Raw genomic sequence first — 26,253 nt, forward strand, 5'->3', positions numbered from 1 at the left:
AAGTAAAAGAAAGATTAAATATGAAAACTACTATTTTAATAAATATGCCATCTAATCCCCTACTTCATTTTATTACTAAATTTATTAATATTGAAGATATCAAGGTTATTAATTACGACTTTATCACTTATGTAGCCGATAGGTTTCATGTCATGAAACAAATCAATCAGGAGTTAGATGCAAGAAGAAAACAGGAAAAAAGAGCAGCCTTAAAAATTAAAAACCGCCAAGAAAGAGAAAATAAATTAACTGGCTTAAATCACAGTAAATACCCTTTGTTAAAGAAAAAAGAATGCCTCAGTACTCAGGAACAATCTCAGATAAATTTACTCCAAAAAGTGGCTCCATAATTAGGAGAAATATATCGCCATAAAGAAGCAATTAGAGATATATTTGAAAGTTCCATAACCAGTGATGAAGCCTTATATAAATTTCTGGATTGGACACAAGCAGCTTATAAACTTTTCCCCAAAAGTTGTCGAACAATCAGTAAATGGATAGATGAAATTATTGCTTATTTTGATCACCGAATTACTCAGGGTATTGTAGAAGGAATTAATCAGAAGATTAAGCTTATTAAACGCAAAGCTTATGGCTTAACTAACTTTCATAGTTTTAGAAGAAGGGTTTTACTAAATTGGTATTTCTGTTGTTAATTTAACATATCTAGTCTGGAAGAGCCATATTTTTCTTTTATATAAGTTTATTTTATCGAACAGCGAACGTTCAATTTTTCTGTATATTTCAGAATATATCGCACACTTTTAATACTAATAATACTACTTAGCCTATTTTTTATGGCTTTGAGTTTTTAGGAATAAGCGAAGCGATTGCACAAAGGTTTTAATTCATGCGCTCGCTTCTTTAGCACTAATACCAATTCTCTAAAATTCGGTAACAGATTCAACCCTTAAAACCTAGATAGAATCTGTATTTATTAATTGCGTAGCTTGCTTCTTGCTGGAGGCGACTATTGCGAATTGGTATAAACTTGTAATACTAGAGAGCGAACGTAAACTTCTCAGATTCAAAGTTCCTTACTCGCCCCAGCCTGCCGGTTTTCACGTCTACTGTAAATACGGCATTGTTTTTTCTATTAGTATCAGCAGCAACCGCATACAATTGACCAGAAGGAGAGAAGGTCAAGTCTTTAAGATCGTTGGAAAGAGGGCGTCCTTCAAACTTCAGTGGCGCCAATCTCTTAATTACCACCTTGCCAGTAACTAGGGCTTTCTCCTGCAAGTTAATTGAAATTAAAATTGGGATACCTTCTGAGCCGATCTCAGTTGCAAAAATATTTCCCTTGGCATCTTGGCACAGGTTAGCAAATCCATGGTTGAGTGGTAATGGAGGTAGATCCAAATCGTCGCGGTCAAGAACTTTACCTGTGGTGAAATCGATCGTTCTGAAACTATAAGGCGGGACACCCTCGGTTGCTACCAAACACAGAAGTCGATTATTGGGAAGGCTCAGCAAACTTTCAACAGTTTGATTGGATTTCTTAAAGCCTAGTACTTTTTTCGCTCTAAATACAGGGACAGCAGCATTACCGACAGTAAACAACAGATGGTTGAAAAAACCATTTCTCGTGCTAGACACAGTAGAAATTACAAGACTCCCATCTTTAAGTGCTACCGCCTTTGTAACTCGATTAGACTGAGCAACATAGAAAGCTCTTCCTTTTTTCGGTACAGGCGAAGGATTGTCAACGAACAGAGATTGGCGATTGAGCCTAGAAAGAACTTTTCCCGTTGCCAATTCGGCAGTACTCAACTCTATTGACGGAGTTTGGTCTTCCCGGTTTTCATTGTTGGGTGTAGCAAGGGGTTTGACTCCATAAAGAATTTCCTGCTTGAGTTCGGGCTTTTGAGCAACGGCCTTATTAGACAGACCAGCAACAACAGTAGAAGTCAAACTCGCAGCAGCTAGCTGGCCAAATTGTCGGCGTTTTAATGATGGCATTACGATACTCCTTGTGAGATGCTTTAAGGAACAATCAGGTTTGCATTTGGTGTCTGGGGTTTCGCCCCCATGTCTGCTAAGATGTTGACAGTCATTTGCTTAGCGCGAGTATCTTCCCGAAATGGGCTAATGCCGTCACTATCTAACCCCCATGCCCACTGAATGGTACCGGAGGCAAAAACTTTAGCCCCACTACTAGCTGTGTAGCGGACTGAGTGAGATTTGGTAAAATCCTGGTTGGCAGGAAGTCCTTGTTCTCCAACTGGTTCGTCGAAGGTAGGCAGTACAGTGGAGGGTATGGTTGTTGACTCAGACAATTTGACGACTCCAGCAGGAGCAGACCCATTATTAACGATAAAATCCCATTCATAACCCACTAACATCGCCAGATGATCTCCATTCTGGAGTCCTGTGTTTGCGTAGTAAGGATCACTAGCGTTGCTAACAGTAAAATTAAAACCACCGTAGGTATCTAAATCGCTACCGTACATCACTCCAAACAAAGCATTTTCTGGTCGCTGGTTCTGGGCGCTACGGAATTTATTAGTTGCAGCTGATGGCCCCTGCTGTTGGACAACTGGATCTAATGCCCAATCCGCTTTGTAACAGGCCATCACCCGGTTAGGTCTGACTTGTCCCGCAGCAGTAGTAGAACTTTCAAACCTCACTCGCCAATAACAACTATTGGCGGAGAAAATTCCCAAATTAATTCCGGCATCTCGGGCAATTTCCACATGATCCCGCATTTCTTTAGACCAGTACTCATCGTGGCCTACAGACAAAAATACTTTATGACTGAACAATTCTTGTGGGTTGGCGTGTACCTGCATGTTGTCAGTGTAGGTAACATCGTAAGCTTGAGATTCTAGCCAACGCACCATGTTGTATTCCCACTGCAAAGGTTTGGCTGGTTGGCTAGAATTTTGATAAGTTGCTTGGAAGAACGGCCGGTCGTAGGAAACCTTGAAAGCCCGCTGCCTCTCAAGGCTGTCGGAACTGTACAAGCTGTAACCCCCCGTGGAGCTATAGGCTAGGACAGTAGAAACACAACTCTGGAATAAAACATCAGCCGTGCTGCTATCATCCCGGACTACAAACCACACGTGGGCTACTACGCCTGTTGCCTGGTCAGTGAGTTTCGCTACATAAAGACCACTAGTCCAGTTGCTACCTACCTGCAAAACGTAGGAAGTTGTCCAGTTACATTCAACAAGTCTGGTATTAGGGTCTATACTACAGGCGGGTTGGGTCGTGCCTGTTAGGGTACCGCTGCTGGCAATCAGCCTTCCTCCCTTACCACTGTAGTAGCCTAAGCGATACACATCGATGGTATACTGTGCTGGTTGTCCAAGAGAAACCTTAATATCTAGCGATCCCCCTTTATTAACACTGGTGGCCGAGGCATAACCCGCGATCTCTCCATTGCCAGGGTTGTCCAGTTTCCAGTTAGTCGTGCCTGGATTGAGATTTTCCAAATAGATGGGATTCGGGTTCGTCGGAATTGCTGTAGCCGAAAAGTTGGTAGTGCCAATGCCTATTGCCTTCGCCCTGACTGTCAGTCCTCCAAGTGCGGTAGGAGCTTGCCCTACTGTGACAGTAGTACTTGCTTCACCACTAGCATTAGTGACTGCACTGGTAACCGAGAGCGCTCCCCCGCCACTGATAATATCAAAGTTCACCGTTACCCCTGATTGAGGAACGTTTTGAGCGTTTACAACTCGTACAACTAGGGGGTTGGGCAGAGCTGCTCCTGTGGTGGCACTTTGATTGTCTCCACTGACTTTAATTAAGGCGCTGCCAACGATAAAGCCAATGTCGCAAAAATAGTTAGCATTCCGGAAAGAGCTGGTTGGAAAAGAATTTGAATTTACATTGTATAACCCGTTGCTGCCGTCTGCTACTGAGCTAAGATCGCCATTGACTATGGGGTTAGCCAGTGCATTTTGAGTAATAACGTAATGGGTGTTGATGTTGACAGAAACTACATAAGTCGTATTGGCTTGAATATTTATTGGTGTTTCTAGAAGCTGCTCCTGCCAGCCAGAAGCCGTTTCGTTAGTAAAAACCACACTTGTTAATAGAGTTCCCGTTGCCGTCCAAATTTTGCCGACATGATTTCCTGTTTCGCTAGCAGCTTTCCAGAAGCGGATGGTGGCAATTCGTCCGCCTTGAGCGCTGCGGAATTTCATGCCTAATTCATAAGTAGGGTTATAATCTGTAGAATTTGGCAAATCTGGGACTTGATTTGTAAACAGAGTTTGAACCTCTCCTGAAGGACTGGCATTGGCAGAAAAGATAGCGGAAAAGATAGCGTTCCCTATGTCTGCTGTGGCAGTCACATTATTAACCACAGGACTTGTAGCGCCAGGATTCGCTCCAAGGGTTAAGGTAGTACTAGCCTGACCATTTGTATCAGTTAATGCACTTAAAGGTGATACTGACCCTCCACCACTGGTAACAGCAAAGGTCACCGTAGTCCCTGATATGGGATCGCCATCTGCATCTTTGACCTGAACAACCAATGGGTTGGGTAAGGGAGTTGCGGCTGCACCAGTTTGATTGTCGCCGCTAATCTTTGTGATTGTCGGTTGGGGAATAGCTACAAAATCGATGTCACGAAAATAGTTCGTATTCTGGTAAGAAACAGTTGGAAAATCTCCTGGAGTGAAATTGAAAACCCCGTTGTTACCGTCTGCCACTGAGCTGAGAGGCCCATTGATAATGGAGGTGCCTAGTTCATCGTTAGTGGCGACGTAATGGGTGTTAACGTTGACAGAGACTACATAAGTGGTGTCGGCTTGAATGATCAGTGGCGTGTCCAGAGTTTGTTGCTGCCAGCCAGAAGTCGTCTCATTGGTAAAAGTGGTGCTTGCTAAAAGAGTTCCGCTTACTGACCAGATCTTGCCAATATGAGTTCCTGTTTCGCTGGGGGCTTTCCAAAAGCGAACGGCGGAAATCTCTCCTGCCGCGGTGCTGCGGAATTTCATCCCTAATTCGTAAGAGCTATCGCTGTTATTGGGAATGCTTGGAACTTGATTGCTAAAGATAGTAACCATACTTAGTTTCCCATAAGGTTTAATAATTACGAAAGATAAAAAGTAACTTCCTTAGGGACTTACAAATAAAAAAATAATCAACTACTTCTTGTGGGGTGGCCAAGCCACGGATGGACAATATGTACACCCCACAACTAGTGGTAATTAATTTCTGAGAACTCCCTTAAACCTGAGAAGCTACTTTCAAAACTTCCACCACATAGTCCTGTTCCTGTTCAGTCATTTGATGAAACAGGGGTAGGAGGACTGTATGGTCTTGTGCCTGTTCACTCTCAGAAAGGCGATCGCACTTTCCAACATCACACTCACAAGCTTTTGGCTCAAGTCCACATGACCAAGCTTCAATTTGATAAGCTGGCTCCCGATGAGCGCACATAATCCCGCGTCGCGTGGCAATGCCAGCATCTAGCATTCCCTGCATGACTTGTAGCTGGTCATATTTCTCTGTTAGCCGTACACAAAAACTCTGCCAGTTACTCTTTGCCCAATTTGCCTGAGTGGGTAACTTTAATCCCGGTACATCTGCTAGCTTTTCCTGATATTGCTGTGCCAAATAACGTCGGCGTTCCACAATTTCTGGCAGACGTTTGAGTTGTTCTCGGCCAACTGCTGCTTGAATATCAGTCATGCGGTAGTTGTAACCCAGCATCGGATATGACTCAAATATTACCTGTTTCGCACCGTGGCGTACAGTATCAGGGACACTCATTCCATGTTGTCGCCAAAGGCGAAACTGTTTATCATATTCGGGGTTATTTGTGGTCAGCATCCCACCGTCACCAGTGCTGATTACTTTGCGGGGGTGAAAAGAAAAGCAAGCAATATCTCCATGTGGCTTACCAATTTTCTCCCACTGCCCATCCCAGAGAATTTCACTACCGATCGCACAAGCTGCATCTTCAATTACTGGCAAATCGTAGCGGTGGGCAATATCGAGGATGGCTTTGAGGTCGCAAGGCATCCCGATTTGGTGGACGATCAGAATGGCACGGGTGTGAGTTGTAATCACATCCTCAATTAACATTGGGTTGATGTTGTATGTTTGTGGTTCAATATCCACAAACACTGGTTTTGCACCGCAGTAGCGAATACTATTGGCAGTGGCAATATAGGAATGGCTGACGGTAATCACTTCATCCCCAGGTTGCACACCTACAGCTAAGAGCGCTAAATGCAGTGCAGTAGTGCAATTAGATACAGCACAAGCGTAGTTTCCCCCTATATAAGCTGCAAACTCTTGCTCAAAGGCGGCGACTTCTGGCCCTTGTGTTACCCAACCGGACATGATCGCGCGGCTAGCTGCTTCTGCTTCTGCTTCACCCATCCAGGGTTTAGCGATGGGGATAGACTTGATTTTCTCAGACATTGCTTGTTTCCTTTGCCAATTTCTGTTCACGCCACCAACTTACTAGCCGACGTAATCCTTCTTCTAGAGATATCTGCGCCTCAAAACCCAGCAATTGTTTGGCTTTGCTCACATCTGCCAATCGGCGGGCTACGGGGTTGACTTTGCGTTCTGGACCATATTCTGGCTGTAAATCTGACCCCATTACCTTAGCCAAACTATAGGCTAGGTCGTTCAGGCTGCTTTCCACATGACTGGCAATATTAAACACGTCATCAGTAACATCGGCTTTGGCAGCCAAGATATTTGCTCTGGCAATGTCTTCGATATACACAAAGTCCATTGTCTGTTTGCCATCACCGAAAATCAGTGGTGGCTGACCTTTAGCAATGCGCTCCATCCAGCGAATCAGTACTTCAGTGTATACGCCGTAAATATCCATACGCGGGCCGTAGACGTTGAAATACCGTAATGCTACATAGTCCAGCCCATACATATCATAGAAGCTGCGTAATAAACCTTCATTAAAGACCTTTGCCGCACCGTAGAGAGTACGGTTATTGTAGGGGTGATGAGATTCGGTTGTTGGGAACTCCTCTGCCATACCGTATATTGAGGCTGATGAGGCAGCGACTACCTTTTTTACCCCAGTTTTGACTGCTGCTTCCAACACATTGAAAGTACCATCTGCTAACACTTCCAAAGCTAGACGCGGTTCTTCGGCACATTGGGTAATGCGGATTGCTGCTTGATGAAAGACTATATCTACACCTTGCATGACTTCACTCAGGAGTTTTTGCTCCCGGATATCACCTTCTACAATTACCAGAGGGCCATGCTCTTTTGCCCAAGCAAGGTTTTTCAATTGTCCACGAGTGAAGTTATCTAGAACAATAATTTCTGAGACTCCTTCATGTACCAACAAATCGGCAATATGGGAACCAACTAAACCTGCACCACCTGTAATTAAAATTCGTTTATTTTGCATATTCTGTACTCTTTAATGGTTCATATCCTTCCCGCCAGCGTAAAAACTTAGCGGGGACACCAGCGACGATCGCAAATGGTGGTACATCCTTGGTAACAACTGCTCCAGCACCAACAATGCTGCCTTGGCCAATTGTTACGCCAGGTAGGATCACTGCATTCATCCCGATATCAGCTCCTGTTTCCACTTTTACTGATTTAATTTCTAGGTCTGTTTGGATGATGGGAACATCAATCGGCAAGCCAGTGTGTGCTGAACCCAGTACTTTTGCACCTGGGCCCCATCCTACATAATCTTCAATAATCAAATCACGGGCATCAAAATAACTCTGTGGGCCAATCCAAACGTGGTTACCAATAATGCAAGTACCATCGAACCTTCCTTGAATATAGCTTTGTGAACCAATAAATACTTGATTCCCAATCTCAAAGGTTTCGAGATGTTTAAAGCCTACACCATTGCCAATGCGAACGTTATGCCCGAATTTGTGTGCTACCGCGCGCCAAATAGCTCGCCGCATTAGCCCGTCAAATTCGCCGTCACTTGTAGCAAAGCGTGCGTATAATTCGATTAATGGTTTTTGTTCATACTGAGTATTTAAATATTCTGCTAGCTGAATTTCAAAGTCAGGGTCTAGCTTTTCTGATTGTAAACCGTGGATAGCTGTGACTATCTTAGTCTTACCTGGATCAGACATTGAATTCCTTGGTTATGTTAAGCTAATTACCGCCTTGGCAACCTGAATCTGTGACTCTGTGCTTAGTTCTGCATACATAGGCAGGGATAACACTTCCCTAGATGCTGCTTCTGAGTGTGGAAAATCTCCAGGTTTATAACCAAATTCAGCATAAGCTGGTTGGAGATGCACTGGAATTGGGTAATGGATGCCTGTCTGAATTTCCTGCTCTTGCAGACTTTGTTGTAGGGTATCTCGCTGAGGCGATCGCACGGCGTAGACATGATAAACGTGACGGCTATAAGGCATCACATCTGGTATGCTGACACCAGAACCTGCCAAAAGTTGATCATACTTTGCTGCGTGTGTTCTTCTTGCTTCTGTCCACGCTTCGATGTAGCCTAACTTTACCCGTAAAATCGCTCCCTGGATGCCATCCATGCGATAGTTGTAACCTTTGAGGACATGGTGATATCTGCGCTCTTGACCCCAGTCACGCAGCATTCCCATAGTGTGGGCATATTCAGGATTATTGGTAACTGCCATGCCTCCCTCACCATAAGCCCCTAAATTTTTACCAGGGTAAAAGCTAAAACAACCAATGTCACCGATGCTACCTACCCGTTGCCCGTTGTACTCAGCCCCGTGAGCTTGAGCTGCATCTTCTATCACAACCAAACCATGACGGCGGGCAATGTCCAAAATTGGTTCCATGTCTGCTGGTTGACCGTATAAATGTACCGGCAGAATGGCTTTGGTGCGCTCAGTTATGGCTTGTTCAATTTGGGTGACATCTATTGTGTAGGAAACAGGATCAATATCTACGAAAACGGGTGTGGCTCCGGTATAACAAATTGCTGCTGTGGTGGCAACGAAGGTGAAAGGCACGGTAATCACTTCGTCACCAGCACCAATACCTGCTGCTAGTAATGCTAAATGGAGGGCGCTAGTACCTGTATTGACAGCAATGCCATAATCAGCGTTACAGTAATCTGCAAACTCGGCTTCTAAAGCCTTGACTTCATTCCCCAGAACAAATTGCGTACTTGCAAGTACTTTCAAGACGGCGGTATCAATTTCGTCTTGCGCTGACTACCACCAATCAGTGTGCGACGAACTTTTACCGGTGCTAGCCAATTGACATGAAGATGAGCAATCAAGCTATTTTCAAAGAATAAGGTCAAGTAGGCAATATTTTCTGGTTCTCCAGGAACATGGCTGATGCCTGTCGCTGACACAGCGTAAGGCTGGGATGGTAATACATAGCTCATGATTGAGAGATCGTGAACTGCCAAATCCCAGATGACATTGACATCATGCTGAAAAAGTCCCAGGTTGACGCGGACAGAATCATAGTAGTAAATATCACCCAAGGAATTAGTGCCGATTAAATCGTGCATCTTGCGGACAGCACCTGTATACACAAAGGTGTGATCGACCATTAACACTAGGTTACGTTTTTCCGCCTCTGCAATCAGCCGCATTGCTTGAGCGGAGGTAGTTGTCATTGGCTTCTCCACCAAGACGTGTTTACCAGCCTGCAATGCTGCTAAAGCTAATTCAAAGTGAGTTGAAATAGGTGTGGCGATGACTACAGCATCAATTTTGGGATCTGTAAATATGTCTCGGCAATCTTTAGTGACTTTAATTTTGGGATACCGAGCCTGCACCTTTGCCAAGAGTTCTGGGTTAAAGTCACTGACTGTTCTAACTTCAACTTCTGGCATCTCTACAAAATTTCTTACCAGATTTGGACCCCAATAACCATAGCCGATGACACCGATATTAATGATGTTTCCCATTGTGTTTCAATTAATGAAAATTTATTTTTTATGCACTATCAACCAATGCCAATAAAGGTTAGTAATAGTTGCTGTTTCTATCACAAATCACTTTTTATTTGACAGAAAAAAGCTTGATTTTTGCAGGACTTAAAATTCAGAAATATCTAAATATAAATAAACAAAAATCTTACAAACTGCTAGCTGACATTTCCAAGTGATGAGAGCGATCGCGCACATCCCCAATTACACGAGCAGGAACTCCCGCTACGATTGCATAATCGGGTACGTCGGTAGTCACTACTGCTCCAGCCCCAACTATGGCTTTTTCGCCAATCGTCACTCCTGCTAAGATCGTGGCGTTGCTACCAATAGAAGCGCAGCGTTTGACTCGTGTCTCTGAAACATCCCAGTCAGCATCTGTTTTCAAGCTACTATCTTCATTAGTGGCACGTGGATAAAGATCGTTGGTAAACATAACGCCATGACCAACAAATACTTCATCTTCAAGAATGACTCCCTCACAGAGAAAGCTGTGTGATGAAACCTTACACCGACTGCCTACGATGACACTTTTCTGAATTTCCACAAATGTGCCAATCTTGGTTTCACTCCCAATAGTACAACCATAAAGGTTTACAAGTTGGGGATGAAAAATTTTCACATGACTACCTAACTTGACATCATCATTTATTGGCATTATTTATCTCCCTCAAATTGATTAATATTTTTCTTCAGTTTTCCAAACCGCATCTTCTAAATAAGTACATTCATCAGGTTGCCACGGATAATCTAGTCGTTCAAATTCGTGCATACTTACTTCAAACGGGCAAATTTCTCGGAGATTTTCTAACAGGGCTTCGCTACGTCGTTCCGCAAACCATGTCGTTAAGGTATAAGAACCCATGTAAAGCCGCAATTTGGGTATCTCACACCGTAAGATGTGAGTTCCTGGTTCCCGATGGAAAGGTGCATCAGATTCAAAAAAGTAGAATATACCAATGGGCTGTTGCAAGGCGCTAACTATTTGAAACGAAAAACGCAGACTTTCATGGGGTTTTTCTATATGGAGGGCAAACTCAACGGTAATAGGTTTCCCCCAGCAGTGAATTCCTTGTCCCTCTGAAGTATGTATCTTTGCCCAAGCTATATAATTACCTGTTTTACTGTCTGGCGCTTGATAAACAGCTTGTGCTTCCACCTCTTCTTTCTGCCCAGCCAGATATAATTGTATGGCTTTGCTGGTATTACCATCAAACTGAACATTACCTTTAGAAAGCAGGATACAACGTTGGGTGAGTTGGGCGATCGCTTGCATACTATGACTGACAAATAAGACTGTGCGTCCTTCTTTAGTTGCTACATCTCCCATTTTTCCTAAGCACTTCTTTTGAAAAGCCGAATCGCCCACTGCCAAAACTTCGTCTACAATCAAAATCTCAGGTTCTAGGTGAGCCGCAACGGAAAAAGCCAGACGGACATACATTCCAGAGGAATAACGTTTTACTGGAGTATCTAAAAATTTCTCGACTTCAGCAAAGGCGACAATTTCATCAAATTTCTGTTTAATTTCAACTTTACTCATCCCCAGAACAGAACCGTTGAGGTAAATGTTCTCTCGTCCAGTGAGTTCAGGGTGAAATCCTGTTCCTACTTCAAGTAAGCTGGCTACCCTCCCGTTGATGGAGATACGTCCTTTGGTGGGTTCGGTGATTCGACTCAGAATTTTGAGCAACGTTGATTTGCCGGCACCATTGCGTCCAATAACTCCTATCGCCTCACCTTGTTTAACCTCAAAAGAAACATCTTGTAATGCCCAAAACTCTTCCCGCCCTGGATTAGGTATTTTTTTGCTCCCAGGTTTAATAAATGTTTTCGCCAGAGATTTAGCACCATCAGCAATGACATCTCTGAGAGCTTTATATTGATAGCGATCGCCTCCCTCACGTTGATGAGAAATAATATATTTTTTGCTTAAATTATTTACACAAATAATCTTCTGAGACATTGGCAAATACCCTAACTTAAATCACATCAGCAAATGTTCGTTCCGTTTTGCGGAAGTACCAAATGCCACTGATTAATAAAAATAAAACTAACCCTATAGATAGAATGAATCCAGTCCAGTAGATTTTTGCATCTCCACCTAAAATTGCCCAACGAAAGCCATCAATTACGCCTACCATCGGATTTAAATAGTAAAGCAAACGCCACTGCTCTGGCACAACGTTGCTACTAAAACCAACAGGCGATATATATAAGCCAAACTGGACAATAAACGGCACTATATAGCGAAAGTCTCTGTACTCTACATTTAACGCTGCTAGCCATAGACCTGCTCCTATGGAAGCAGCAAAAGCGATGCCAATGAATAAGGGCAAGGTCAAAATGTACCAGTTAGGAACATAGTTATACCAAGCCATCAGCGCCAATAAAATTATGCCAGAAATCATAAAGTCTACAAAACTGACTATTACGGCGCTGATGGGTACAATCAAACGCGGAAAGTAAATTTTAGAAATTAAGTTGGCATTAGCAATTAAACTATTGCTGCACTCACTCAAGGCAGTAGAAAAGAACTGCCAGGGCAACATAGCTGAAAAAACTAGAATTGGATATGGGACTCCTCCTGAAGGTAAATTAGCAATTTTGCCAAAAACCACGGTAAATACCACCATTGTCAAAAATGGTCGAATTAGCGCCCAAATAACACCGATAGCCGTTTGTTTGTAGCGTACTAAAATGTCTCGCCAAGCAAGAAAATAGAACAGTTCTCGATAGCGCCATAAATCTTGCCAATACTGCTGCTCGGAGCGTCCGGCTTCAATCACTAACTCCTGTTTGGAGACGATATCTCGACTGTTCATATTTCTTGATACTTAAACCACAAATTTAAAATCTTTGATGCTATGGTTGCTAACCATTCGTGAATGTCGGCGGGTAAATTCTCCCACAGTAGGATTACCCCTGGGGTCAGTTACGCCTGTTACCTGTTGCCAAAGCTCTTGTGGTGCTGGTGTAAGTTCATAGACGTTATTACCTGACTTACGCACGTGATACCATTTTGTTTCCTGGCATTCTTCACACCAAAAAGCTTCTAACCATTCACCTTCTATGAGTACTGCTGTGTGAGTCTGGACTAGCATTAATGCACTACGCCGACTCATCCCCCGTTGCTGTAACTGTCCTGCTTGGTCAGCAAACATCGGATATTTCTGACTAACACTATCCAAATAACAGTTATGAATTGGGCAATAAATAGCCCTTCTTTTAGAACGTTTTCGATTTCGGTCACACCTTCTCTGCAATTCGACCTCCCATGTCAATCTACATACACAACAAATCGGGAAGGTTACGCTGGAGGGACTGAGATCACAAGACCGTCAAAGCCCAACTCCTGAGAGAACACACATTTTTTTAATGGAAACTAATGCAATTTTTTATTTTTTTAGCTGATTTCGGATTTCATCATCTATTTACAACTCTTAATTCAGGGCAAAAATTAATTTTTGGATATCAAGAATTGTAATCTCTGCAATTAATCTTGCAATGGTAAATTTATACCACGATGTATGGTGTTTTTTCACACATTGATTCATGCTTTACCTGAAATTTATCAAAGTTTAAATACCTTCATCATATTTACTTTTTAATTTTCTGAGGCATAATTCTTACTTTACCAGGGGTGATAGCTTGTTGTAAAACTTCAAAGTATTTTTGCGCTATCACCTTAGGTGTAAAGTGCGATCGCAAATAATCTCTCCCTGCCATGCCCATTTTTTCTCCTAGTTGTTGATCACGACTAAGTAAACGAATAAATTGAGCAAGTCCATGACTATCTCCATTATCAAATGTACCGCCACACTCGGCTTCAGAAATTAATTCCCGCAAATATGAATTAGGTGAACATATCACTGCTAAAGGTCTTCCCGCTGCTAAAGCTGAGTAAAGCTTGCTAGGAGCAACTAAATTTTCTGTACAAGCATCTACACTAACTAATGACAGATCACAAGCTGTTAGTGAATAGGGCAGATCTTTCTTGTCTTGGTATGGTAAAAATGTAAAGTTTTCTAACCCTAATTGCTCAACTTCTTCTACTAATTCATCACGCTTTGCCCCGCCACCAATAAATACAAACTGAATTGGTTCGTTTTGCAGTTCCTTAGCAGCTGCGAACATGGTGTCGATGTCATGGCAGCGTCCCATATTACCGGAGTAAAGAACAGTAAACTTATTTACTAAGTTATGCTTCCACGCAAACCAGTTTTCTGGTTTGGCAAGAGGTTTAATTAAATCAGGGTTAGCCCAACTGTGGATTACAGAAATTTTCTCAGCCACTTGTGGACAATTCGCCACCACCTGCTCCTTCATGGCTGGACTTAGCACTATGATCCCCTTGGCATTTAGCCAAACCTGTCTGTTGATGGCGCGCCACATTCGCGCTAACCAGCTACGAGGAGACACCACTCCCAAGGCGATCGCAATATCTGGGTAAAGGTCATAAAGTATGCATACATAGGGCAATCGGAACAATACATAAGCCAAATACCCTATTAATGGTAAAAATGGGGGAGCCGTAGTCACTAGCATTAAATTACTGCGCCGCCAAGCTCTGAGCAAATGCAATGCGGCCCGCACAGTGTATAAAATACCATTTACGGCTTTACCACGAATCCTACCTGGCCAAAGTTGAGCCGTGCGCGATCGCTGAATTTTGATTCCACCAGAGTATTCAAATGTTGCCGCACTATCCGACCTAAAGGCATATCCAGGTTGACTTGTAAAAACTTCTATATCAACCCCTTGTTGCTCTAACTGTCTTACTAGTTCTTCTATTAACTGGCCTGTGGCTGCATAATCTGGAGGAAAAAATTGGGTAACTACAGACAATTTGATCGCTTTGTATGATTCTCTATAATTCTCGTTCTTGGTGTTTGTCCGAGTAGAAATGGATTGCAATAATTTGTGATTAATCCATTCATCAATTTTCATCGGCTTTCATCCTAATCTTGGAAAAATTCAAAAGTTTTAATTGCAAACAAATATTATTACTGTACTGCCCTAGCCATTAATGTGTAATTTGCACTGGAACACTAATAATTAATTTCTACTAGCTTTGGTTTAGCTACTAAATTATATCAACATAGGTATTAAGTATACAGAGAATTACATAATTTGCAGCACACTCTATGGATAAAGAAAATATTAAATTATCTATCAAGAATAAATGTGTTACACCCATCCAAAAATTCTCTATCTAACTTAAAACTAATCTTAATAAAAGGAAACACAAAAATGGTGAAGATAAAATTTAGATAGATTACTAACTACATGTTTTTATTATCTGCGTAGTCTGCTAGGAGCAAATAGTAGAACTAAAATTTTATAACAAATCTACAATAAGTGAACATTGTTAAAACTTTTACTTAACTATACAACAGCAGAATTCCTTAGTTATTTGTACTTACGTATATTATTCCTGTACAATGTAATTTATTTTACTGATTTGCTTACATAAGCATTTACTGGGTTTTATTTAGCAAATTTAGAATATCATATTTGTATGTTACCCAAATTACTTTACAGTAAATTTATATTAGGTGATAATTTTTTAAGTTAAGCCCTCAAATTCTTCATCAAATCAACATAACAATGTAATAAAATCTTAATTCTTTGACAATCTTCAACCGTGGTATAAACTATATAAATAAGTTATCATTAGATACATTGGCTTATGTAATAGTAGTTAAATAAATTAACTTATACTTTATGCAATGCCCATTCATCAAAGTCAAGCACGTAAGTATTATCCTTAGACTCAACTGAATTTACGTAAATAAAAAAATATAAATAATCTTAGTAACTTAATTTATTTCTTTTTATTAGAAAATTAGGGTCAATATCATGTTAATACCTTTATTTTTAACTTTAATATACCTTCGCTTCTGAATTAAAAGTTCTTATTACTGAATCCTACGTGAAACACTACCAAGTATTAATAGATGATGAAGAATCATTCTTCTCAATTCTCAAATTCTAATGACGATAGTCAATTTATACATGTATTTCCTCAGTCCCAGCCTTTACCAATGGATGACGGAGAAGGAAATGACGGCGATTTTTCAGGATTGTTGGATGTTGTCAAACGACGAGCGCTAGTCATAGCAGGGGTAAGTATTGCTGTGATGACTGCTGTGATTGCCAACTTAATACTGAATCCCCAGCAACCCGAATATGAAAGTTCTTTTGAGATGTTGGTAGAACCTTTGGATGATGAAGTTGTAAATATTGTCGAAGAGCCTAATAGGAATAATTCTGCTTTAGATTATGACAGTCAAATCCAAGTTCTGAAAAGCCCTGAAATGTTGGGAAAGATTGTTCAGCAGCTACAAATAGATTATCCAGACCTCACATACGGTTCGCTGATCAATTCTCTAAATATTGCTCAGTTGGATGAAACCAAAATTATCAGAGTCACCTATCGAACTCAAGATGCAAATAAGACTCAAGAAGTACTAAATAAAATTGCTCAAGAGTTTTTAGAATACAGCCAAGAGAAACGGCAAACCAAATTGCGTCAGGGGACTCAGTTTATTGACCAAGAACTGCCAGACATCCAAACTCGCGTTGATAATCTGCAACGAGAACTGCAACTTTTTCAACAAAAGCATGACTTGAGCAATCCAGAAAGTCAGGCTGCATCACTTGCGACTCAAACCACCGCATTGTCTGAACAAAGAGGAGTTATTGATCTCCAATTATCACAAGCCCGTGCTAGTCTCGATTTTTTACAAGAGGCAAGTGGCCGAGAGACAGTGTTAAATAGTTCTCCGTTGTATCAGCAATTACTCAGCCAAATTCAGCAACTTGATGTACAGATAGCTACAGAGTCAGTTCGTTTACAAGATGCTAACCCAAGTCTCCAAAAATTGAGAGAAACACGAAGTCGCTTATTGTCTGTGCTACAACAAGAATCACAGCGAGCTTTAAATACAAGGTCGGCAGAATTATTAACTCAGCTGCAAAATCTAGAAGTACAAAGTCGAGAACTTGCCAAATTAGAACAAAGTCTGGAACAACGACGCCAGCAACTACCAGTTTTGTCTAGGCAATATACTGAAATACAACGCCAGTTACAGGTAGCAACTGAAAGCTTGAATCGGTTTTTATCTACCCGCGAAAATCTTCAAATTCAGAGATCCCAGACAGAATTGGGGTGGCAATTGATTCAATCACCTGAAAAACCAGTGAACCCTGTTAACTCTGCAAATATGACACGTAGTTTGTTCACAGGATTGGTTGCCAGTATAGTCATAGGCATTGGTATTGCCTTTTTGATGGAAAAATTAGACAGTACTTACCATACAGTTAATACTCTCAAGGAAAAGGTCAGACTGCCAGTCTTAGGTAGTATTCCATTTGAAAAACAATTGGAAAACAACCGTGATCACACGACAAACAAAAAAAATGCTTGGGTTAAAGTACCTATTTCTCTAGCTAGCAGTATTTCTGGCTTACCTTTCTTTACCAATGAAGAACACAGCGGTTACTTTTCAGAAAAATTCCTAGAAGCTGTGCGGGTACTTTATACAAATATTCAATTGCTCAGTTCCGATCGCCAGATTAGTTCTATTGTCATTAGTTCAGCACTACCTGGTGATGGTAAATCTACCATTGCTTTTTATCTAGCTCAAGTAGCTGCCGTTATGGGACAACGAGTCCTGCTGGTAGATGCAGATCTTCGCCAACCAATAATTCACACTCTATTAAATGTCAATAACCTATGGGGATTAAGTAATTTAATTTCTACAAACTTGCCCCTAGAAGAAGTGATTAAAGAACTGCCCTCAATGAACCAATTATCCGTGATCACTGCTGGACCGATACCACCCGATCCGACAAAGTTGCTCTCATCTGAAAAAATGAAGAGATTGATGGTAGATTTTCACAGCAATTTTGATTTAGTGATTTATGATGTTCCCCCAGTCTTGGAACTTGCTGATGCTAGCTTACTAGCACCTCAAACAGACGGCATTTTGATGGTAGTAAAAATGGACAAAACAGATTCTTCCATACTGAAACAAGCTTTGGATAGCCTCAAAACTTCCCGTTTGGATGTCTTAGGTATAGTTGGTAACGGTGAAAAACGTAACTATAAGAATTATTCTTAGCTTGACCAAAAGAATGGGATTCAAGCCTCGCCCTTCTAGGGCGACTTTTGATTTTGGATGTATTCTTTTAGAACTTCAATAGGTGCGCCACCTACAGAACAAGCAAAATAAGAAGGACTCCAAAGGTGTTCAGCGTGGGGAGAGTCTGCAAACTGCTTGCGGTAAAGCCTTGATGATACGCCTTTAAGGTGGTTCACCAGCTGAGATACAGAGTACCTAGGTGGATAATCAACCAGCAAGTGAACGTGGTCGCCTTCCCCGTTAACCTCAAGAATACTAAAATCCATCTTCTTTGCTACTCCCTCAAATGCTTGGATTAAGACATCCAGACGTTCGGCATCAAATATCTTTTTACGGTATTTAGTAACAAAGACCAAATGAGACTTAAGCGATGTAACGCTGTGTTTACCGCGTCCATATTCTTTATTCATAGTGGTAGACCAAATGGTATAATTTTACCCTTCGGGTTCGCCAGTTGCTCTACTTGGGGAAACCCCAAGACCGCACTGGACTCACTATGAAAGCACGTTATCGTTACCGAATCTATCCGACTGATGCCCAGCAGCTGCTATTAAGCAAGTTGTTTGGGTGCGTTCGTGTGGTGTGGAACGACGCGCTTGCTCATTGCAAGACTGAATATCTTGGTGGCAATAAAAAGCCTTCATGTGCAGACTTGCAAAAGCTGTTCATCACTCAAGCCAAGAAAACAGTTGAAAGGGAGTGGTTATCTGAAGTATCAAACATCCCCTTACAGCAATCTCTAAACGACTTAGAACAGGCATATCAAAACTTCTTTAAATCATGCAGGAAGGAGCGCAAAGGTAAACCTGCTCGACCTCCCAAGTTGAAAAAGCGTCGCGCTGCTCAGTCTGCTCGTTTTCGGAAGGGTGGTTTCAAAGTATGCCAAACATCGGTTTATCTTGCCAAGATTGGGCAAGTAGAAGTTGTTTGGTCAAGGCAGCTACCTGCCGAGCCATCATCTGTAACTGTTGTCAAAGATGCTGCGGGGCGGTACTTTGCTAGCTTTGTAGTAGAAATTCAGTCCTCGCCCTTGCCGTCGCTAAACAATGCTGTTGGAGTAGATTTAGGTATAACAACTTTTGCAACTCTCAGCACTGGCGAAAAGGTAGACGCACCAAAACCGTTAAAAAAGCGTATTGGGAGACTGCGGCGACTCAGCAAAAACTTATCTCGCAAAACAAGAGGGTCAAAACGATACGAAGTAGCGCGTAAACGCAAAGCTAAACTACAAGCCAAACTTAAGGACACTAGAACAGACTTTTTACACAAGTTATCTACTAGGTTAATTCGTGAAAATCAAGCGATTATCTTAGAAGATTTAAATGTTTCAGGAATGCTCAAAAACCGTAAACTTTCCAGAGCAATTAGCGATTTAGGGTGGAGACAGTTTAGAACATTTTTGGAAGGTAAAGCCGAAAAATACGGGCGCGAATTTCGCATTATCAACAGATGGGAACCAACGAGCCAAGCTTGCTCATGCTGTGGATTTAGAGGCGGTAAGCTCGACCTTTCAATTCGTGAATGGATTTGTTTAAATTGCGAATCTACACACGATAGGGACGTGAACGCCGCGACTAATATTAAAGCCGCCGGAGGATATTCGGAGGCTCAAAACGGACGTGGAGGAAAGCGTCAGACTACGACAAAAGTAGCAGCATCCTGCGAAGCGTCAACCCGCCAAGAATTCATTCAGTGAGTCCACTTGCCGTCTTGGCGCTTTGCGTCGATGGCAAAGTGGCGAACCCGAAGGGTTAAGTCTGTTTGATTAGATTGGAATCACCGAGGCTTCAGCCCGGTGAGGATGTCAAATTCTACCACTGAATTACACCCGCAAGAATTCTTAACTAAAATAAGTTTAACAACTATAATAGCATCTTTTGCGAAGGCACACGCGGTTTATATTGAAGTCACAAATCTTGTGTATTCAGATCACCGCTACATAGTAGATGAGTATGAAATACTGAGACAGGTGCAGCTTACGGCGTAAGTAGTTCACGAAAGCATGGCCTATGATTATGAGCAAGTATAAAGGTAACTAGCACCCATACCGATACTTAAGTTACAAAGGATAAATCTGCATTGTCTCCAATCTAGTCAGGGCAAACATGATGATGCAATTTTGACGACATTACATAAATAAATCTTATCTATCTGAGCCAACAATATGTTCAATGCCACTGAAATTTTAATTGATGCCTTTGTTAAGCAAATTCGAGATGGTTACAGTCGCACATACGGCTGCTTAAAAAATGATTATCAAGATATCATCGCTTGGGCTGGGAATATGGCGTTGGAAAACATTGCCAATAGCGATGCTCTATATCACAATGTTGAGCATTCCGTTTTAGTTGCCCTGGTAGGACAGGAAATTTTACGCGGTAAACACATCCGGGAAGGTGGTGTTTCTAGTGAAGACTGGTTGCACTTTATTATTTCCTTGGTATGTCATGATATTGGCTACGTCAAAGGAGTTTGTCGCCAAGACAAAGAAGCAGCAGGTTTGTATGCTACAGGACAAAACGGCAGAATGATTTCTTTGCATCCAGGGGCATCTGATGCTAGTCTCACTCCTTATCATGTTGATAGAGCTAAACTTTTCATTGATGAGCGTTTTGGTGGTCACAAGTTAATCGACGCTGATGTCATAAAAAGTAATATTGAATGGACTCGGTTTCCTGTGCCTGTAGCAGAAGATCATCAAGATACCACTAGCTTTGCTGGCTTAGTCCGTGCAGCGGATTTGATTGGGCAACTAAGTGACCCACGTTACTTAAAGAAAATCACTTCTTTATTCTATGAGTTTGAAGAAACGGGGATGAATAAAGTTTTGGGTTACGAAACACCTGCCGATTTACGCAAGAATTACGCTAAGTTTTACTGGCATGGCGTACATCCCTATATTAAAGATGGACTGCATTATTTGTCTTTGACACAACAGGGTAAACAAATTCTGGCTAATCTCTACTCGAATGTTTTTGTGGTAGAACATGAAAAAAGCCAAGAAGAACATCTATATTTAGTAGAGCAAAGACATGCTTAGATATTAGTCATTAGTTTATTTATCGAATGACTAATCACAAAAGACTGATGACAAGGGACAAATAACTATGAATTGGTGGCAAAGACTTCAGAAAAATCCTTTGGCGCGATTTGGGGCAATTGTGCTGTTAATTTTCTATGTGGCGGTAATTGCGGCTGATTTCGTCGCCCCGTACAACCCTCTTGCTTCACAGCCAAATGCTTCACTGTTGCCACCAACTCGGGTTTATTGGGTATCTCAACAATCAGGAAACTTTATCGGGCCGCATATTTATCCGACAACCCAGGGAGATACTGATTTAGAAACAGGCGATCGCCAACTTATTGTAAACTTTCAAAAACCCTCGCCTCTGCGTTTATTTGTCTCTGGGCCTGAATACCGACTGTTTCAGTTTAGTTTACCTCTACCTCCGACCTGGAATGAAGTAACTATTTTTCCCGGTATACCTTTAAATTGGCATTTGTTTGGCAGCACTGGTGAAGCTCAATTCAATATCTTAGGTACTGACGACCAAAGCCGCGATCAATTCAGCCGTTTGGTGCATGGTGGTCGTATTAGTATGTTTATTGGGATTATCGGGGTGTTGATTACTTTCCCCCTAGGTTTAATTATCGGTGGTATTTCCGGCTATTTTGGAGGTTGGACTGACAGCGTGATTATGCGCTTTGCCGAAGTGCTGATGACTTTTCCTGGGATATATCTATTGGTAACCTTAGGTGCGGTGTTACCACCTGGCTTAACTAGTACCCAACGCTTTTTACTGATTGTGGTGATTACTTCGGTGATTAGTTGGGCTGGGTTAGCACGGGTAATTCGTGGACAGGTACTCTCAATTAAAGAGCGAGAATTTGTCCAAGCAGCAAGAGCAATGGGTGGTAAGCCAATTTATATTATTCTCCGCCATATTTTGCCCCAAACTGCCACTTATGTGATTATCTCTGCTACCTTAGCGGTTCCCGGCTTTATTGGTGCGGAAGCTGTATTAAGTCTCATTGGTTTGGGAATTCAACAACCAGATCCTTCTTGGGGTAATATGCTTTCTTTAGCTACCAATGCTTCGATTTTGGTGCTGCAACCTTGGTTAATTTGGCCCCCAGCGGCGTTAATTATTCTGACTGTGTTGGCTTTTAATTTATTGGGTGATGGTTTAAGAGATGCCCTCGACCCCCGCAGTTTGCGAAGATAGGTAAAACTTGATTTTAATGGAGGTTCTACCTACCTCCCAACAGTCATTCTTATGAGGCGAGGAAAGAGGTAAAAAACAGCAAACTGTTGATTATCTCTCCAAAGCAGCTTGAAAAACTTGTTCAGCAGTCAAATTTAGCTGTGGGAAAGCGAGTGATTGAATGCGGTCATTGCCACGAAACTGAGTGATTTGATACTCTCCTTCAACTAAACTATAAACTGATATTGTTGGTTGTTTAGGGTTGCCAATAAACCGCTTTCCGCCAAGAGCAGCATAGTCGACAATCCAATATTCAGGAATACCAATTTCTTCATACTCACCAAATTTGAGAAAATAGTCATCACGCCAGTTAGTACTGACAACTTCCGCTATTAATGGAATTGATTCTGCTTGAACAACAGTAGATGATTTTTTCCAAAGTGGTTCATTAACTAAGTTAGGGATATTTAATACTAATACATCGGGAATGTAACCAGATTTTTTATCTACTGCTTTAACCAATGCTTGGCTAGGAATTGAATAAGCAAGATTTAATCTGCGAATTTCAAAGTTGAGTTCTCTAATCAGAAATGCTCTAACCAATTCAGGGTCTCCTGTCGGCTGCATTTCGACTATGATTCCTTTATGTAATTCATATCTACCATTTTCTGGTTTCCACTCCAGAAATTCTGTAAAAGTTATAGGCTCAACTAAAGGTTGAAACATGATATTGTTTCCGCAATTGCTTGTTTAATAACAATTTTGGCATTACTAAATCAAAGTATATAGCGTGTCTCATGGCAAAAATTTAGAGGAGACAAGGAATAAATGCATCTATTCCCCATCTCCTCCAAGTTTTACCCTAATTTATGTTGTGATTAGGGTGCTAAAGCGTTACCGCGAATTAAGCTACCAAGAGTTTTGGCAGTAATTTTTAGTTGGGTGATGGGGTTGGCGGGGACAACTGTCTTATATAGATAGCTATCAAATGTTAGCTTTTGGACATCCATATCACCACACATTTCTACAAACGCTTCGCGGGTAGCGTCGGAACGGTAGAACACACTTTGCAGAATGTCCAGCACCTTATAGGTGAGTCCGTATTTTTTATCCCAACGCTTCAAATAAATCTTGAGTTCCTTTTCTGTGGGAATGCGCGCACCACTGTTAGACATTTCGACAATGGTTTCGGCACACATGCGCCCAGATTTAGCAGCAAAGTAAATACCTTCACCAGAAGACTTGGTGACGTAGCCAGCCGCATCTCCTACCAAAGCAATTCGTCCGACAACACGCCGGGGACGAGGATGTTCGGGAATGGGATGAGCTTCTACTTTGATGATTTTACCGCCTGCTAGCTTTTCGGAAGCACGGGAACGGATGCCAGCTTGTAACTGTTTAATACTGGCTTTGTTGACGTGCATTGTGCCAGTACCCACGGCTACGTGGTCATATTTGGGGAATACCCAGGCGTAGAAGTCGGTAGAAACGTCGTTACCAACGTACATTTCGGCCAGGTTGTTATAATATGCCATTTTGTCTTCGGGGAGGCGTATGCGCTCTTGGAAGGCGATCGCATAGTTATAATCCCCAGCATCCATTTCTTTGGCAATTCGGGAATTAGCCCCATCCGCCCCAATAATTAAATCCACTTTTAGGGTTTTAGTAATACCCTGTGCGCCGCCGTCTGTATGGTCAACGTAGTGAATTGTATAAGGATCGGTGTTGTTTGTGGGTATATCTAGTTTATGAACAGTGGCATTAATTAAATTTGCTCCTAGTTTTGCCGCGCGATCGCGCATGAAACCATCCAGCACCTCACGGCGGCACATTCCTATATATTCTTCTTTGTTTACCAGATTAATATCAACTTCACGATTGGAAGGCGAAATCATTTTCATCTTCCGTACTTGACGGTCAATAATCTCTGGGGGTAGGTCAAATTCACCCACCATACATAGGGGAATAGCACCCCCACAGGGCTTTGCATTGTCCAGTTTCCGCTCAAACAGGTAGGTTTCAATTCCAGCCTTTGCCAGTGTTTCAGCGGCAGATGAACCAGCAGGGCCTGACCCAACAACAGCAACCCGTAGTGTCAAAGGTCTTCTCCCAATTTTTTGATAAAAACATTTACCGAAAGCATAGTACCACGGAGTTTTGGCTGTTTTCGCGCTCTACCTTCAGGTTTTGACTTAAATGCAACATTCCTTAATGTTTCGATACAAAAATGGGTACTAGTACCGCCGTGAAGTCAAGTTGTCTTCCTTAGTCCGAGAAAATAAATGTCTAATTTGAATTAACTCAAAAGATATTAATGTATGGTATATATAAAGCACGGTAACCCTAGCGAAAAGCCGTAGATAGAGTTGCAGAGGAATAGCAGCAGTGGGCATAGTAGTTGAAAATGTATCCAAAAATTTCGGGAGCTTTAAGGCTGTTGATGAGGTCAATCTCGAAATCAAAAGTGGTTCATTAGTTGCCTTATTGGGGCCATCGGGATCTGGTAAGTCCACGTTGCTGCGGTTAATTTCTGGTTTAGAGATGCCAGATAGCGGCAAAATTTTACTTACTGGCAAAGATGCTACATATCAAAGCGTCCAAGAGCGAAATATTGGATTTGTGTTTCAACACTATGCCCTATTTAAGCATCTCAATGTCCGGCAGAATATTGCCTTTGGTTTAGAAATTCGCAAGGCACCCAAAAAAAAGATTAAGGGAAAGGTAGATCAGTTACTAGAGTTGGTGCAATTGAGTGGGTTAGGCGATCGCTACCCATCACAACTTTCTGGTGGTCAAAGACAACGGATAGCATTAGCTAGGGCCCTGGCTGTAGAACCTAACGTATTATTGCTAGATGAGCCATTTGGCGCACTTGATGCTAAAGTCCGTAAAGATTTGCGGGCATGGTTACGCCGCCTCCATGATGAAGTACATGTTACCACTGTTTTTGTCACCCACGACCAAGAAGAAGCAATGGAAGTTTCTGATCAGGTCGTAGTCATGAATAAAGGACGTGTAGAACAAATGGGGACACCGGCAGAAATTTACGACAACCCGGCATCAGCATTTGTCATGAGCTTTATCGGACCTGTGAACGTTTTGCCCAACACCTCTAGGATTTTTCAAGGCAGTGGTTTCGATTCCCCAAATCCCCAAATATTTTTGCGTCCGCAAGATGTGCTGATTGAAAGACAAGCTAATGGTACTACTACCCCGGCTATAGTGAGTCGGTTGATACATTTGGGTTGGGAAGTTCAGGTGGAATTAACTTTGGATGATGGGCAAGTAGTGGCAGCACATTTAACACGCGATCGCTTTAACGAGTTACAGTTAGAACCACAGCAACGGGTGTATGTGAAGCCCAAAGATGCAAAATCTTTTCCTTTGTATTATTCCATTTAGCTGTTTCATGGCGCTGATTTCCACCGATATTCAGCAAAATTGATATTGGTTGTCAAAGAATGCGTTGACAAAAAATTTGAGTTGCAAAGTTTTAGCAATCACCTAAAAGATTCACAGTGTTCAATTTTGAAAGTTGTACACACACCATTTTTCTGGTTTGTCCTTGATGGTAATATCACCGCTATGTAAAGTTAAGTCTTTACATCCATCAAATAACAGACTGGACTAAAAACATACATGGATGCACTACCGATGGCCAAAAATATAGTGAGTTATTCAATACAGGCACAAAAACTCACACAAGCTTTAGAGAGTAAAGCAGACATAATTTATCCGAGTATGGAAGTTGATCAATTAAGGCATACAGCAAAAAGCTATATGTGAATTTTTGATCAAGAAATAGTCAATAGCATCATATTAACCGAAGCCGTCAAAGCTTCTGTTGTATAGATACGCAAAATATCAATCAGCCACATAGCTTGCTAGTGTTAGCAACGCTGAATTTCTCGTGCGGGTGAAGATATATTTTGAACTATTCATCCTAGTTGCAACCAGAGTAAGGCTTATCCCCAGGTACTGATGAGTAATCAATAGCTAATACTTAGATAACATGTAATATCTAAGACTACAAAATCACACCATCAAA

At 41.8% G+C, this 26,253-nt stretch carries 19 protein-coding genes and 2 pseudogenes; 6 read left to right on the forward strand and 15 right to left on the reverse strand.

The window, feature by feature from the left end; translation table 11 throughout:
• The first annotated feature begins 44 nt into the window (after positions 1–44).
• Positions 45–656: pseudogene (locus ACM0OT_RS06390) on the forward strand (ISL3 family transposase).
• 343 nt (positions 657–999) lie between these two features.
• Here the strand turns inward: ACM0OT_RS06390 and ACM0OT_RS06395 are convergent.
• From ACM0OT_RS06395 to ACM0OT_RS06450, 12 genes and pseudogenes are all read right to left on the reverse strand, one after another.
• Positions 1,000–1,962 (reverse strand): hypothetical protein, encoded by a 963-nt coding sequence (locus ACM0OT_RS06395; protein ID WP_414563563.1) that lies wholly within the window; start codon positions 1,960–1,962, stop codon positions 1,000–1,002.
• A gap of 23 nt (positions 1,963–1,985) precedes the next feature.
• Positions 1,986–5,018 (reverse strand): N,N-dimethylformamidase beta subunit family domain-containing protein, encoded by a 3,033-nt coding sequence (locus ACM0OT_RS06400; RefSeq protein WP_414563564.1) that lies wholly within the window; start codon positions 5,016–5,018, stop codon positions 1,986–1,988.
• Between the two features lie 163 nt (positions 5,019–5,181).
• Positions 5,182–6,384 carry a DegT/DnrJ/EryC1/StrS family aminotransferase gene (locus ACM0OT_RS06405; protein WP_414563565.1) on the reverse strand — a complete coding sequence of 401 codons (1,203 nt, stop codon included), beginning with the start codon at positions 6,382–6,384 and terminating at the stop codon, positions 5,182–5,184.
• On the reverse strand, positions 6,377–7,351 hold the full coding sequence (locus ACM0OT_RS06410; RefSeq protein WP_414563566.1) for an NAD-dependent epimerase/dehydratase family protein: 975 nt from the start codon (positions 7,349–7,351) through the stop codon (positions 6,377–6,379). The genes ACM0OT_RS06405 and ACM0OT_RS06410 overlap by 8 nt, the downstream gene beginning before the upstream one ends.
• A complete protein-coding gene (locus ACM0OT_RS06415; RefSeq protein ID WP_414563567.1) occupies positions 7,341–8,048 on the reverse strand; it encodes an acyltransferase in 708 nt (235 codons plus the stop codon). Before ACM0OT_RS06415 ends, ACM0OT_RS06410 begins: the two co-directional genes overlap by 11 nt.
• Before the next feature lie 12 nt (positions 8,049–8,060).
• Positions 8,061–9,089: a DegT/DnrJ/EryC1/StrS family aminotransferase gene (locus ACM0OT_RS06420; RefSeq protein WP_414563568.1), complete on the reverse strand. Its 1,029-nt coding sequence runs from the start codon at positions 9,087–9,089 to the stop codon at positions 8,061–8,063.
• A gap of 23 nt (positions 9,090–9,112) precedes the next feature.
• Positions 9,113–9,829 (reverse strand): annotated as a pseudogene (locus tag ACM0OT_RS06425) (Gfo/Idh/MocA family protein); the annotation flags it as partial.
• 169 nt (positions 9,830–9,998) lie between these two features.
• Entirely contained in the window at positions 9,999–10,508 is a 510-nt protein-coding gene (locus ACM0OT_RS06430) for an acyltransferase (RefSeq protein WP_414563569.1), read from the reverse strand.
• A gap of 21 nt (positions 10,509–10,529) precedes the next feature.
• A complete protein-coding gene (locus ACM0OT_RS06435; protein ID WP_414563570.1) occupies positions 10,530–11,816 on the reverse strand; it encodes a polysaccharide ABC transporter ATP-binding protein in 1,287 nt (428 codons plus the stop codon).
• Positions 11,817–11,832: 16 nt separating this feature from the next.
• Positions 11,833–12,675, reverse strand: a complete 843-nt coding sequence (locus ACM0OT_RS06440; RefSeq protein WP_414563571.1) for an ABC transporter permease — start codon at positions 12,673–12,675, stop codon at positions 11,833–11,835.
• Positions 12,676–12,687: 12 nt separating this feature from the next.
• Positions 12,688–13,116 carry a hypothetical protein gene (locus ACM0OT_RS06445; RefSeq protein ID WP_414563701.1) on the reverse strand — a complete coding sequence of 143 codons (429 nt, stop codon included), beginning with the start codon at positions 13,114–13,116 and terminating at the stop codon, positions 12,688–12,690.
• A 334-nt stretch (positions 13,117–13,450) separates the two neighbouring features.
• Complete coding sequence (locus tag ACM0OT_RS06450; protein ID WP_414563572.1) at positions 13,451–14,800, reverse strand: glycosyltransferase family 4 protein; 1,350 nt, start codon at positions 14,798–14,800, stop codon at positions 13,451–13,453.
• A gap of 1,013 nt (positions 14,801–15,813) precedes the next feature.
• Between ACM0OT_RS06450 and ACM0OT_RS06455 the strand changes: the two genes are divergently transcribed.
• The gene (locus ACM0OT_RS06455; RefSeq protein ID WP_414563702.1) at positions 15,814–17,979 is read left to right on the forward strand and encodes a GumC family protein; all 2,166 of its coding nucleotides are present in this window, start codon (positions 15,814–15,816) and stop codon (positions 17,977–17,979) included.
• A gap of 35 nt (positions 17,980–18,014) precedes the next feature.
• Here the strand turns inward: ACM0OT_RS06455 and tnpA are convergent, their stop codons facing one another.
• Entirely contained in the window at positions 18,015–18,410 is a 396-nt protein-coding gene (tnpA, locus tag ACM0OT_RS06460; protein WP_414563573.1) for an IS200/IS605 family transposase, read from the reverse strand.
• An 86-nt stretch (positions 18,411–18,496) separates the two neighbouring features.
• On the opposite strand from tnpA, the gene ACM0OT_RS06465 reads away from it, so the two are divergent.
• The 3 genes from ACM0OT_RS06465 (at position 18,497) to ACM0OT_RS06475 (ending at position 22,226) form a co-directional block, all read left to right on the forward strand.
• The gene (locus ACM0OT_RS06465) at positions 18,497–19,696 is read left to right on the forward strand and encodes an RNA-guided endonuclease InsQ/TnpB family protein (protein WP_414563574.1); all 1,200 of its coding nucleotides are present in this window, start codon (positions 18,497–18,499) and stop codon (positions 19,694–19,696) included.
• Positions 19,697–20,164: 468 nt separating this feature from the next.
• Positions 20,165–21,040 carry an Npun_R2479 family HD domain-containing metalloprotein gene (locus tag ACM0OT_RS06470; protein ID WP_414563575.1) on the forward strand — a complete coding sequence of 292 codons (876 nt, stop codon included), beginning with the start codon at positions 20,165–20,167 and terminating at the stop codon, positions 21,038–21,040.
• Positions 21,041–21,107: 67 nt separating this feature from the next.
• Entirely contained in the window at positions 21,108–22,226 is a 1,119-nt protein-coding gene (locus tag ACM0OT_RS06475; RefSeq protein WP_414563576.1) for an ABC transporter permease, read from the forward strand.
• A gap of 90 nt (positions 22,227–22,316) precedes the next feature.
• On the opposite strand, the gene ACM0OT_RS06480 is transcribed toward ACM0OT_RS06475, so the two are convergent.
• Positions 22,317–22,931 carry a Uma2 family endonuclease gene (locus ACM0OT_RS06480; protein WP_414563577.1) on the reverse strand — a complete coding sequence of 205 codons (615 nt, stop codon included), beginning with the start codon at positions 22,929–22,931 and terminating at the stop codon, positions 22,317–22,319.
• A gap of 152 nt (positions 22,932–23,083) precedes the next feature.
• Complete coding sequence (gene chlP, locus ACM0OT_RS06485) at positions 23,084–24,304, reverse strand: geranylgeranyl reductase (protein ID WP_414563578.1); 1,221 nt, start codon at positions 24,302–24,304, stop codon at positions 23,084–23,086.
• Positions 24,305–24,590: 286 nt separating this feature from the next.
• Between chlP and ACM0OT_RS06490 the strand changes: the two genes are divergently transcribed.
• Positions 24,591–25,607 (forward strand): sulfate/molybdate ABC transporter ATP-binding protein, encoded by a 1,017-nt coding sequence (locus ACM0OT_RS06490; protein ID WP_414563579.1) that lies wholly within the window; start codon positions 24,591–24,593, stop codon positions 25,605–25,607.
• Positions 25,608–26,253: the final 646 nt, after the last annotated feature.

This window comes from Anabaena sp. CCY 9613, from assembly GCF_963920895.1.
In the GTDB taxonomy this organism is placed as follows: Bacteria; Cyanobacteriota; Cyanobacteriia; order Cyanobacteriales; family Nostocaceae; genus Cyanocohniella.